The sequence below is a fragment of the Arthrobacter sp. L77 genome, assembly GCF_000816565.1.
GTDB lineage: Bacteria > Actinomycetota > Actinomycetes > Actinomycetales > Micrococcaceae > Arthrobacter_D > Arthrobacter_D antioxidans.
This window is the reverse complement of the sequence record NZ_JWSU01000004.1, coordinates 843886-855864: the sequence shown is the minus strand read 5'-3', so window position 1 is coordinate 855864 and position 11979 is coordinate 843886. Positions and strand designations below refer to the sequence as shown.

Sequence of the window (11979 nt, the reverse complement as noted above, 5' to 3'; positions counted from 1 at the left end):
CGCCGTCGGCCCCGGTTCATCCGGGGCCGACGGCGCCTTCGCGTGTCCGGGGTTCGCCGCCGACCGGACCTCAGACGGAGGCGTCCTCGGCGAGGAGCGCATCGACCTGGCCGAGTGCCGCGCGGATGCCCTCCTCCATGCCCATCTCCACCATCTGTTCGAGCTGCTCGATGGACTGGAAGGCCGTGGTCATGGTCATCCGCGTGCGTCCGCCGAGGTCCTCGAGCGTGACGGTGGCAGCTGTCTCCCCCATATCGGGCACCGGGTCGCCGTTCTCGTCCGCGAAGCCGTCCACGAAGGTCAGCAGGCGGGGCGGCTCGACGGCGGTGATCCGCCACCAGCCCCGCGCCTTCTCGCCGTCGGGCCCTGTCATGTAATAGGCCGCACGGCCACCCTCCTCGAACTCGTAGGTGTCGAAGGTCGCCGGCCAGGTGGGTGGGCCCCACCAGCGCTGGAGCTGCTGCGCGTCCGCCCAGATCCGCCAGACGCGTTCGACGCCGGCGTCGAACTCCGCGACCAGCCTGAAGTGGAGAGCTTCCGTGTCCTTCTCCGTACTGATGACCGTCATGATGATGCCTTCCTAGTCGTCATCCCCGGCGTCCTCGCCGAGGAGGTCCGTGATCCGGTCGACGCGTTGCCGCCAGATCCTCTCGTAGTCGTCGAGCAGGCGCCGTGCCCTCTGCACGCCGTCCACCTCTCCGCGCACGATCTGCTCCCGCCCACGCCTCTCCTTGGAGACGAGTGAGGCCCTCTGGAGCACCGCCACGTGCTTCTGGACTGCCGCGAAGCTCATGTCGTAGTGCTCGGCCAGGCCGGATACCGAATACTCGGCGACCAGGACGCGCGCCACGATGTCCCTCCGTGTCGCGTCGGCGAGCGCCTGGAACAGGCGGTCCACCTCGTCCTGCCTCGACATTTGTACAACCATGTGGTTGTACGTTAGTCCCCTGGATCGGCCCGGTCAAGGGTAGGGCAGCCGCAGCAGCCGTCGAGGACGTGACACCGATTATGGCGGGCCCCCCGCCACCCTGTAAGACTGGGCCCATGACCCGCGGAATCTATGTGAGCGCCATGACCAACGGCTCCGGCAAGTCCCTGATCTCCCTGGGCCTGGCCGACATGCTGCACCGGCACGCCGACCGCGTGGGCTTCTTCCGGCCCATCGTGGAGGGCGACGACCCCACCACGGATCCCATGGTCCGCCTCATGCAGCGCTCGTTCGACCTCCCCGAGAGCCGTGCCCGCGGCGGCCTCACCCGCGCCGAGGCCCGCGCCCTGCTCGTCACCGGGGACCGCGCGGAGATCGACGCCCGCTGCGTCGCCATCTACAGCGAGATCGCCGCCGAGTGCGACGTCGTGATCGTCGAGGGTACCGACCTCTCCGGGAACGACGCCGCCGTCGAGTTCGACCTCAACGCGCGCCTGGCCAACAACCTCGGCGCCATGGTCCTCGCAGTGGTCAGCGCCAAGGGCATGTCCGTCGAGGAGGCGGCCGACGCCGTGGACGTCGCCCGCCGCGAACTCGACGCCGCGAAGGTGTCCCTCCTCGCGATGATGGTCAACCGCGCGGCCGACGACGCCGTCACCGCGATCAGCGAGCACGTCCGGCCCGGCCGCTCGGGCCGGCCGGTCTACGTGATCCCGGAACTGTCCGAGATCTCCCAGCCCACCGTCTCCGAGGTGGCCACGGACCTCGGGGCCCGCCAGATCGCCGGGAACTCGAACCTCGAGCGGGACGTCACCAGCGTCCGCGTCGCCGCGATGAACGTCGGCAACTTCCTGCACCTGCTCACCGACGGCGCCCTCGTGATCGTGCCGGGGGACCGCGCGGACGTGCTCGTGGCGACCCTCGCGTCGTCGTTCTCCCCCGAGTTCCCGGTGCCGTCGGCCCTGTTCCTGACCGGCGGGCTCGCCCCCGACCCCAACATCCTGGCCCTCCTCGCGCAGGCGCCGTTCCCCGTCTTCGCGCTCGACGACGACACCTACACCGTGGCACGCCACGTCAGCGAGGTGCGCGGGGAGATCGCGAGCGGACTGCGCCGCAAGGCCGCGGCCGCGCTGGGCGCCTGGTCGCGGCAGGTGGACGAGAGCGAACTGCTGGAACGCCTCGAACTGCCCCGCCCCGTCAGCATGACGCCGCTGCGCTTCCTGCACGAACTGATCCAGCGCGCCAGGGCGGAGCGCAAGCGCATCGTCCTCCCCGAGGGCGAGGACCTCCGCGTCCTGAAGGCCGCGGAGATCCTGCGCCGCCGCGACGTCTGCGACCTCACCATCCTCGGCCCCGAGGCGCGGGTCCGCGAACTCGCCGCCGGCCAGGGCATCGACCTCAGCGGCCTCACGCTCATCGACCCGGCGACGTCGGACCTGCGGGAGGATTTCGCCGCCGAGTACGTGAAGCTCCGCGCGCACAAGAACGTCTCGATGAAGGAGGCCCGCGAGCGCATGCTCGAAGGCGCATACTTCGGGACCATGATGGTGCAGCTCGGCACGGTGGACGGCATGGTGTCCGGAGCGGCCCACACCACGGCGAACACCATCCGGCCGGCGCTCGAGTTCGTGAAGACCAAGGACGGCGTGAAGATCGTCTCCTCGGTGTTCCTCATGCTGCTGCAGGACCGCGTGCTCGTGTACGGCGACTGCGCGGTCAACCCGGAGCCCAACGAGGAGCAGCTCGCGGACATCGCCGTCGCCTCGGCGGAGACGGCCGAGCAGTTCGGCGTGGAGCCGCGGGTCGCGATGCTCTCCTACTCGACGGGCGAGTCCGGACACGGCGGCGCGGTGGACGAGGTGCGGCGCGCCACGGAGCTCGTCCGGAAGCTGCGCCCCGACCTCGCGGTCGAGGGGCCCATCCAGTACGACGCCGCCGTCGACGTCTCGGTCGCGGCCTCCAAGCTCCCCGAGTCCTCGGTGGCCGGCCAGGCGACGGTGTTCATCTTCCCGGACCTGAACACGGGCAACAACACCTACAAGGCCGTCCAGCAGTCGGCGGGCGCCGTCGCCGTCGGGCCCGTCCTGCAGGGCCTGCGCAAGCCGGTCAACGATCTCTCCCGCGGCTGCACCGTGGAGGACATCGTCAACACCGTGGCCATCACCGCGGTGCAGGCCCAGCAGCCCGCCGCCTCCTGACCCCTCCCGACGCCCTCCGTCTGCACCCCTCCCCAGGACAGGACCCCATGATCATCCTCGTCATCAACTCCGGCTCATCCTCGCTCAAGTACCAGGTCAGGGAGGGCGACGACGTCCTGGCGGAAGGCCTCGTCGAGCGGATCGGCGAGGCCGAGGTGCCCGATCACGCGGCGGCGCTCGACCGCGTGGACGGTGAGGTGTCCGCGGCCCTCGGCGACCGCGGGATCGACGCCGTCGGGCACCGCGTGGTCCACGGCGGCGAGCGCTTCAGCGAGCCGGTGCTCATCGACAACGAGATCACCCGCGCCATCGAGCGCCTCAACCCGCTGGCACCCCTGCACAACCCGGCGGCCGTCACCGGCATCCGCGCCATCGCCGACAAGTGGCCGGACATGCCGCAGGTCGCGGTGTTCGACACCGCCTTCCACCGCACGCTCCCGGAGCACGCCTGGCGCTACGCGGTGCCGGACGAGCTCTACCGGAGGTTCGGCATCCGGCGGTACGGCTTCCACGGCACCTCGCACGCCTTCGTGGCGCGCGGGGCCGCGGAGCTGCTCGGCGCGGACACGTTCACGGGCGTGATCGCGCACCTCGGCAACGGCGCCTCCGTCACGGCCGTCCGCGACGGCGAGAGCGTCGACACGTCGATGGGGTTCACGCCCCTCGAGGGTCTGGTGATGGGCACGCGCTCGGGTGACATCGACCCGTCCATCCTGCTGTTCCTCCTGCGCGAGGGGTACACCGAACAGGACCTCGACACCCTCCTGAACCGCGACAGCGGGCTCAAGGGCCTCGCGGGCACGAACGACATGCGCTCCGTGACGGAGGCCGCCGACGCCGGCGACCACCGGGCGAGGCGCGCGATCGAGGTGGCCTCCTACCGGCTCGCGAAGTACGTGGGCGGGTACCACGTGGCCGTCGGCGGGGCGCAGGCACTCGTGTTCACCGCGGGCATCGGCGAGAACGCGTCCGCGTTCCGCACCGCCGTCGTCACCAAGCTGGGTGCGCTCGGACTGGACCTCGACGAGGAGAAGAACGGCGAGCGCAGCAAGGAGGCGCGCATCATCAGCACCGGGGCGTCGGCGTTCCCCGTGCTCGTGGTGCCGACCGACGAGGAGGCGGCGATCGCGGAGGCGACGGCCGCCGTCGTCGGCGCCTCCTGACCCGCAGCGCGAGGCAGACTGGCACCATGACGACCCTGCGCATCACCCTCCTGTTCGTGCTGGCCGCCGTCGCGGAGATCGGCGGGGCGTGGCTCATCTGGCAGGCGGTCCGCGAGGGCAGGCCCTGGTGGTGGGCCGGGCTCGGCGTGATGGCGCTCGGGGCCTACGGCTTCGTGGCGACCCTGCAGCCGGACGCGAACTTCGGGCGGATCCTCGCGGCGTACGGCGGCGTGTTCGTGGCCGGGTCGCTCGCGTGGGGAGTGCTCGTGGACGGCTTCCGGCCCGACCGCTGGGACCTCCTCGGCTCCGCGGTCTGCCTGGTCGGCGTGGCGCTGATCATGTTCATGCCCCGCTCGACGGCGTAGCCGGGGCCGCGTACGCCGCAGTGTTCGCCCTACGCCGCCCCCAGCAGCCGTGCGAGTCCCGCAGCGAGTGCCCCGACCGCGACGACGACGAGGAACGGCGCCCGCAGCCAGAGCGCGACGGCGGCCGCCAGCAGCGCCACGACCCGCGCGTCGATGACGAGCGCCTGACCGGACGCGACCGTGTTCGTCGCCGTCAGGGCGGCGAGGAGGCCGATGGTCAGCGACCCGGCGACGCGCAGCATCCGCGGGTTGTCGAGCAGCTTCGCAGGCACGAGGAAGCCGAGGAACTTCGTGGCGATCGACACCGCGCACGCGAGGAGGACCCAGCCCCAGAGGCTCATGCGTCCCCCCGCGCCGAACCGGCGGGGCCGGAGGGGTAGGGCTCGACGTCGGGCTCGAGGCCTTCCGTCGCCGGACCCAGGCCCGAGAGTCCGAGGCCGGCCGCCACGACGGCGGCGAGGAGGATCGGCACGCCCGGCGGCACGAGCGGCACGGCGATGATCGTGACGACGGCGCAGACGACGGCGATCGCCGCGGGCTCGCGCGAGCGGATGCGCGGCCACAGCAGACCGAGGAACGCGGCGACGGCGGCACCGTCGAGCCCCCAGCGGGCCGGATCGCCCATGGCGTTGCCCGCGAGCGCACCCACGAGGGTGAAGAGGTTCCACAGCACGAAGACGCCGATCCCGGCGGCCCAGAACCCGCGGCGCTGCTCGTCAGGATCGGTCTGGCCCGTCGCCGTGGCCACGGACTCGTCGATGGTGAGGTGCGCGGCCGGCAGCTTCCGCCAGCGGGAGGGCCGGAGCAGCACGTTGACCTGCATGCCGTACACCCCGTTGCGGATGCCCAGCAGGGCCGCGGCGGACATCGCCGACACGCCGCTCCCCCCGCCGGCGATGACGCCGATGAAGGCGAACTGCGAACCGCCGCTGAACAGCAGGAGGCTGAGCGCCATGGTCTGGAGGAGGGTCAGCCCGGCAGCCACGGACAGGGCACCGAAGGACAGTCCGTACAGGCCGGTCGCGATCGCGACGGACAGGGCCACACGGACCGCCGGGGATTGGAGAAGTACCACCTGACAAGGCTAGGCGACGGCGAGCTTCGACTTCCCATTCGCTGCGAAGGGGTGAATAGTGGGAAGCGAAGCCTACTTACTACCCGGAGGAGCACCACATGAAGGCAGTGACATGGCAGGGCAAGCGCAAGGTCAGCGTGGAGAACGTGCCCGATCCCACGATCCAGGAACCCACGGACGCGATCGTCCGTATCACCTCGACCGCCATCTGCGGCTCGGACCTGCACCTCTACGAGGTCCTGGGCCCGTACATGCACAAGGGTGACATCCTCGGCCACGAGCCGATGGGCATCGTCGAGGCGGTGGGCGCGGGCATCACCAACCTTAAGGTCGGCGACCGCGTGGTCATCCCGTTCAACATCTCCTGCGGCTACTGCTACATGTGCACGCGCGGCCTGCAGTCGCAGTGCGAGACCACCCAGGTGCACGCGAAGGGCTCCGGCGCGTCGCTGTTCGGCTTCTCCGAGCTGTACGGCTCCGTGCCCGGCGGCCAGGCGGAGTTCCTGCGCGTCCCCTTCGCGGACTACGGTGCGGTCAAGGTCGGCGCGGAACTGCCCGACGAGCGCTACCTCTACCTCTCGGACATCCTCCCCACCGCCTGGCAGGGCGTGCAGTACGCGGACGTACCCAAGGACGGCGTCCTCACGGTGTACGGCCTCGGGCCGGTCGGCCAGTTCGCGGCACGCATCGGCCGGCACCTGAGCCACCGCGTGATCGGCGTCGAGCCGGTCCCCGAACGCCGTGAGATGGCCAAGCGCCACGGCATCGAGACCATCGACTTCACGAAGGACACCGCCGAGGAACTGCGCAGCATGACGGACGGCCGCGGCCCGGACGCGATCGTGGACGCCGTCGGCATGGAGGCCCACGGCTCCCCCGCCGGCGCCTTCGCGCAGAACGCCGTGGGCATCCTGCCGGACAAGCTGGCGCAGAAGGTCATGGAGACCGGCGGCAGCGACCGCATGAGCGTCCTCCACTCGGCGATCGACGCCGTCCGCCGTGGGGGGACCGTGTCCCTGAGCGGCGTGTACGGCGGCACGGCGAGCCCCATGCCGCTGATGACCATGTTCGACAAGCAGATCCAGTTCCGCATGGGCCAGTGCAACGTGCGAAGCTGGACGGACGAGCTCCTCCCGATCGTCGAGGATCCCTCGGACCCGCTGGGCGTCATGGACCTCATGACCCACGAGGTCTCGATCGACGAGGCGCCTGCCGCCTACGAGAACTTCCAGAAGAAGACGGACGGCACCATCAAGGTGGTCCTGAAGCCGCAGGGCGTCACGCTCTAGCAGGCGCGGAGCCGCAACGGTACGACGACGGGAGCCCGGCCCTGGTGGCCGGGCTCCCGTCGTTGCCGTCTACTGCACCTCGTCCATCATGTCGTAGGGCCCGGCCTTCCGGTGTGCCGTGTGCAGCGCGTCCGCGGCACGCACCAGGGCGAGGTGCGAGAACGCCTGCGGGAAGTTGCCCGCCATGCGCCCCCGGGCGGGGTCGTACTCCTCGGCCAGCAGGCCGAGTTCGTTCGAGTAGCCCACCAGCTGATCCATGAGCCGTGCGGCGTCGTCGGGCCTGCCGCCGTGGGCATATTGCTCCACGAGCCAGAACGAGCACGCCAGGAAGGGGTGCTCACCGGGTTCGAGGCCGTCGTCCGAGTTGCCGGTGCGGTACCGCAGCAGCAGTCCGTGGGCGTCCAGGAGGTCCTGTTCGATCCGCTCCACGGTGCCCAGCATCAGCGGGTCGTCGAAGTCGAGGAAGCCGACGTGCGGCAGCTGGAGCAGGGAGGCATCCACCTCGGTCCCGCCGTACACCTGGGTGAACGAGCCCAGGTCGGCGCTGAAGCCGCGCTCCATGATCTCCTCGCGCAGGCCGTCCCGGATCTCCGTCCAGCGCTGCTCCGGGCCGGGCAGGCCGTGATCCCGCACCGCGCGGACCGCGCAGTCGAACGCCGCCCACATCATCACCCGCGAATGGGTGAAGTGCTGGGGGTCCCCGCGCATCTCCCAGATCCCGTGGTCCCGGTCATGGAGGTGCTTCTCCGCGAAGCCCAGGAGGGCCCGCTGGAGCGGCCACGAGAAGCTGTCCTCGGTGACGCCGTGGACGCGCAGCTTCTCGAGCGCCACCATCACCTCGCCCACGACGTCGGCCTGGTACTGGTCCACGGCGCCGTTGCCCACGCGTACGGGCGTCGAGCCGGCATAACCGGGCAGGTGCCCGAGTTCGCGTTCGGGCAGGTGCCGTTCCCCGGCCAGCCCGTACATGATCTGCAGGTCCTCGGGATCACCGGCGACCGCCCGCAGCAGCCAGTTGCGCCACTCCAGCGCCTCCTCGGAGAAGCCGTGCGTCATCATGGCCTCGAGCGTCAGGGCCGCGTCGCGGAGCCAGCAGAAGCGGTAGTCCCAGTTGCGGGAGCCGCCGAACTGCTCGGGCAGCGACGTCGTCGGTGCGGCGACGATCCCACCCGTGTCCTCGTGCGTGAGGGCGCGCAGGACGAGCAGGGAGCGCCGCACGGCCTCGGAGTAGCCGCCCTCGATCCTGCAGCTGGCACCCCAGGCGCGCCAGTAGCTGATGGTGCTGTCGAGCGCCTCGTCGACGTCCAGGGCGTCCGGCTTCTCACGGTGCGAGGGGTACCACACGAGTTCCAGGTCGACGACGTCCCCCGCGGCCACCGTGAACGTGCCCTCGTGGCGATGGTCCCGCGCCTTCAGCCGCGGCCCGCGCAGGAGCAGCGCGTCCGGCCCGGCGATGGCGAGCAGTACCGGGGCGCCGTCGTGCGTACCCTGCGTGACCCACGGCATGATGTCGCCGTAGCCGAAGCGGATCTGCAGCTCCTGCCGCATGGTGACCGTGCCCCGGAGCCCCTGGATCCGTCGCAGCACGTTGGCGCGCCGGTCCGTCACCGGCATGAAGTCGGTGACCAGCACCTCGCCCTCGGCGGTCTTCCAGCGGGTCTGGAGGACGAAGGTGGAATCGATGTAGCCCCGCTCCACCACCTCGGCGTCCGACGACGGCTCCAGGAGCCAGCGGCCGTGCTGCGGTGTGCCGAGCATCGCCGCGAACACCGACTCGGAGTCGAACCGGGGGAAGCTGAGCCAGTCGACGCTGCCGTTCCGGGAGACGAGCGCACCGGTGTGCAGGTCGGACAGGAGCGCGTAGTCCTCGATCGGGGATTGCATGCTGCAACTCAACCACACGCTCCGCGCGACCGCCCGGTCAGCCGTGTTGACCCTCGAAGGCGGCCCGGATCCGCGCCGGGTAATCCGTCGTCAGCTCCTGCACCCCGAGCTCCGCGAGGTACAGCGCGTCCTTGACCGAGTTCACGGTCCAGACCCGGACCCGCACGCCGTCGCCGACCCAGCGGCGCACGCGTCCGCGATGGGTGCGGGTGTACCGCATGCCCGGTCCCACCATGCCCACCTGATGGCGGTTCACGAGCTGCTCACCCTCTTTCAGGGCGCGTCGCATGACGGTGATCAGTGCGCCCTCGGTGAGCGGGCCGAAGCGCAGTGCAGCGCGCACCTCCTTGGGCTTCATGTCCGACACCAGCTGGCACAGCATGTGGGGCGGCGCCGACTCGGCGAGCTGCCGCATCGAATCGGGGTTGAAGCTCATGAAACTCACCTCGATGCTGCCGAGCATCGAGGACTCCGGGTCCCACCCCTCGTCCATGAGGAAGGCGATCAGGGCGTCCTCCAGCCGCAGGCCGAAAGGGCTCGGGTGCTTCAGCTCGATCGCCAGCCGGACCGGGCGCCCCGCACGGCGCAGCAGCAGGATCAGGTCCGCGAGGGTGAGGAACTGCTCGGACGGACTGCCGTACTCCGCGGGGATGCTCGCGCCCTTCCAGGAACAGACGTCGAGCCCGCGCAGCTCCTCCAGCGTGTGGTCGGCCACACGGCCCGACCCGCTGGTGGTGCGGTCCAGCGTGGTGTCGTGGATGCACACGAGCTGCTCGTCCCGGGTCAGGTGCACGTCGCATTCGACGCCGTCGGCGCCGTCCGCGAGGGCCTGCAGGTAGGCGGCGCGGGTGTGCTCGGCATAGGTGCCGCTGCTGCCGCGATGAGCGAAGATCACAGGAGGCACGGGGCATCCCCTCACATGGTGATTGATGTCCCCCTCACCGTACGCGACCGGCCGATCGGGGCACCATGGGCAGCCGGCCCGCGGCGCGCGGGAGGCCTCCGTCGATAGACTCGGGAGGGTGAACGCGCAGATGACCGATACCGACGCGGAACGGGCAGCCGCCCTCCGCCGCATGAAGATGCTCGCAACCGGGCTGCTGGCCCTCATGGCGGTGATCTTCGTGGTGGCCTTCGCGCTGCAGGACACCTATCCCTGGCTCCAGTACGTCCGCGCCGCGGCCGAGGGCGGCATGGTCGGCGCGCTCGCCGACTGGTTCGCCGTCACGGCCCTCTTCAAGCACCCGATGGGCATCCCCATCCCGCACACCGCGATCATCCCGCGCAAGAAGGACCAGATCGGCGAATCGCTCGGCCAGTTCGTGGAGGAGAACTTCCTGTCCGAGGACGTGGTGCGGGCCAAGCTGGACTCGGCGCGCATCGCCCAGAAGGCCGGGGCCTGGCTCGCGAAACCGGAGAGCGCCGACCGGGTGGCCGCGGAGGGAGCTGCGCTGATCCGCGGCATGTTCACGGTCCTGAACGACGACGCCGTGCAGTCCGTGATCGAATCCATGGTCCGGAAGCACCTGCTGGATCCGCCGTGGGGGCCGCCGATCGGCAGCATCGCCGAACGCGTCTTCGCGGACGGGCACCACCACCGGCTGGTGGACCTGCTGGTGGACCGCGCCGCCGACTGGGTGGACGCCAACTACGCGGTCGTGACGCGCGTCGTGGCCCAGCGGTCCCCCACCTGGGTCCCCCGCCTCGTCGACGGAGTCGTCGGTGACCGCGTCCACGCCGAACTGTCGAAGTTCATCCGCGCCATCCAGGACGACCAGCAGCACGATGTCCGGATCGCGATCGACAAGTACCTCAGGGACCTGGCGCGGGACCTGCAGCACAAGCCCGAGACGATCGCCAAGGCCGAGGAGATCAAGGGCCAGCTGCTCGACGATCCGCGGGTCCGCGACCTCACCGCGCGCACCTGGTCGACCATCAAGACCGCCCTCCTCGAGGCCGTCAACGATCCGGACAGCGAACTGACCTCGAAGTTCAAGGCGGCTGTACGCGACTTCGGCACACGGCTGACGAGCGATGCCGACCTCGCCCACAGGGTCAATACGTGGATCGCCGACGGCGCCTCCTACGCCGTGCGCACCTACCGCAGCGAGATCGCCGGTGTCATCTCCGAGACGGTGGGTCGCTGGAACGCCGAGGAGACGTCACGGAAGATCGAACTGCAGGTCGGCAAGGACCTGCAGTTCATCCGTATCAACGGCACCGTGGTCGGCTCCCTGGCCGGCCTGCTGATCTTCTCCGCCGCCCACGCGATCTTCGGTTAGGCCCGCTTCTTCCGCGCATGCGGCTCGGGGAGCTGCAGCACTTCGGCCAGCTCGCCCGGAAGGGTCTGCGGCAGCGGGCCGAACGCCTCACGCGTGGTGCGGATGACGGCCTTGCCCATGAGGTGGTTGCCGGTTCCGCCGATCACGGCGCCCACCCCGAACGGCAGGGCACGTCCCAGCATGAAGCCGCCCTGCTTGGCGAGGAACTTCTTGACGAACCGCCGCTGGATGGACCCGGTGAGGGTCTTCACCAGCGACGCCGGAGCGGACTTGTTGACCAGCTGACCCCAGTACTGGGGCGCGCCCTGCCCGGCGGACGACCCCAGGACGGAGCGGATGAGTGCGGTGCCCTCCTCGCCCATGAGGATGGCCATCACCATGGTGCGCGACCGCTCGGGGTCCTGGATGCGGACGCCGTGCAGTTCGGCGACCGACTCGGCGTAGAGCGCCGTGGCCTCGAGGAACCCGATCGTCGCGGCACCGGACAGCCCGAGTGCGGCGAGGGTGCCGACGGCGGGGACGGCGGCGGTCGCGCCGACGGCCGCTCCGGCGACCGTCGTCGCGCGCAGGTAGTCGCGTTCGAGCAGCCGCGTCAGCTCCGCGGGGGACGCCTCCGGGTGGCGGCGCCGGAGCCTGTCGATGTTGGCGATGATCAGGGGCCGCTGGATGTCCAGGGCACGTTCGATGCCACGGAGGATGGCGGGCTTCGGGTTGCCGTCCTTGTCGAACAGCGTCCCGTTCGCAGCCTTCACGGCTGGGTTCTCCTTGTTACGGCCAAACATCGTGGTCCTTCCG

At 70.4% G+C, this 11979-nt stretch carries 12 protein-coding genes; 5 read left to right on the top strand and 7 right to left on the bottom strand.

Translation table 11 applies throughout. The features are described from left to right. Positions 1–70 precede the first annotated feature (70 nt). Together RY94_RS06625 and RY94_RS06620 are read right to left on the bottom strand one after the other, a co-directional pair. Positions 71–568, bottom strand: a complete 498-nt coding sequence (locus tag RY94_RS06625; protein WP_043442941.1) for an SRPBCC family protein — start codon at positions 566–568, stop codon at positions 71–73. A 12-nt stretch (positions 569–580) separates the two neighbouring features. Further along, entirely contained in the window at positions 581–928 is a 348-nt protein-coding gene (locus RY94_RS06620; protein ID WP_043442939.1) for an ArsR/SmtB family transcription factor, read from the bottom strand. A gap of 116 nt (positions 929–1044) precedes the next feature. On the opposite strand from RY94_RS06620, the gene pta reads away from it, so the two are divergent. Genes pta through RY94_RS06605 form a run of 3 tightly spaced genes read left to right on the top strand, consistent with a single transcriptional unit; the run spans position 1045 to position 4654 of the window. Continuing rightward, positions 1045–3126 carry a phosphate acetyltransferase gene (gene pta, locus RY94_RS06615; RefSeq protein ID WP_043442936.1) on the top strand — a complete coding sequence of 694 codons (2082 nt, stop codon included), beginning with the start codon at positions 1045–1047 and terminating at the stop codon, positions 3124–3126. Between the two features lie 47 nt (positions 3127–3173). Beyond that, positions 3174–4289, top strand: coding sequence for an acetate/propionate family kinase (locus tag RY94_RS06610; protein ID WP_043442934.1), 1116 nt, complete (start codon positions 3174–3176; stop codon positions 4287–4289). A gap of 26 nt (positions 4290–4315) precedes the next feature. Then, positions 4316–4654, top strand: coding sequence for a YnfA family protein (locus RY94_RS06605; RefSeq protein ID WP_043442932.1), 339 nt, complete (start codon positions 4316–4318; stop codon positions 4652–4654). Between the two features lie 29 nt (positions 4655–4683). On the opposite strand, the gene RY94_RS06600 is transcribed toward RY94_RS06605, so the two are convergent. Continuing rightward, positions 4684–4995 (bottom strand): AzlD domain-containing protein, encoded by a 312-nt coding sequence (locus RY94_RS06600; protein WP_043442930.1) that lies wholly within the window; start codon positions 4993–4995, stop codon positions 4684–4686. Continuing rightward, complete coding sequence (locus RY94_RS06595) at positions 4992–5729, bottom strand: AzlC family ABC transporter permease (protein ID WP_052274033.1); 738 nt, start codon at positions 5727–5729, stop codon at positions 4992–4994. The genes RY94_RS06600 and RY94_RS06595 overlap by 4 nt, the downstream gene beginning before the upstream one ends. A 98-nt stretch (positions 5730–5827) precedes the next feature. Here RY94_RS06595 and RY94_RS06590 point away from each other — a divergent pair, with 98 nt between their 5' ends. Further along, complete coding sequence (locus tag RY94_RS06590) at positions 5828–7018, top strand: zinc-dependent alcohol dehydrogenase (RefSeq protein ID WP_043442928.1); 1191 nt, start codon at positions 5828–5830, stop codon at positions 7016–7018. 69 nt (positions 7019–7087) lie between these two features. Here RY94_RS06590 and RY94_RS06585 read toward each other — a convergent pair whose 3' ends face one another. Together RY94_RS06585 and RY94_RS06580 are read right to left on the bottom strand one after the other, a co-directional pair. Next, positions 7088–8920 carry a glycoside hydrolase family 15 protein gene (locus RY94_RS06585; protein ID WP_269429730.1) on the bottom strand — a complete coding sequence of 611 codons (1833 nt, stop codon included), beginning with the start codon at positions 8918–8920 and terminating at the stop codon, positions 7088–7090. A gap of 19 nt (positions 8921–8939) precedes the next feature. Continuing rightward, positions 8940–9806, bottom strand: a complete 867-nt coding sequence (locus RY94_RS06580) for a glycerophosphodiester phosphodiesterase (protein WP_156135044.1) — start codon at positions 9804–9806, stop codon at positions 8940–8942. 130 nt (positions 9807–9936) lie between these two features. Between RY94_RS06580 and RY94_RS06575 the strand changes: the two genes are divergently transcribed. After that, positions 9937–11184 carry a DUF445 domain-containing protein gene (locus RY94_RS06575; RefSeq protein ID WP_052274118.1) on the top strand — a complete coding sequence of 416 codons (1248 nt, stop codon included), beginning with the start codon at positions 9937–9939 and terminating at the stop codon, positions 11182–11184. Here the strand turns inward: RY94_RS06575 and RY94_RS06570 are convergent. Further along, complete coding sequence (locus tag RY94_RS06570) at positions 11181–11936, bottom strand: hypothetical protein (protein WP_231554436.1); 756 nt, start codon at positions 11934–11936, stop codon at positions 11181–11183. The genes RY94_RS06575 and RY94_RS06570 overlap by 4 nt on opposite strands. Positions 11937–11979: the final 43 nt, after the last annotated feature.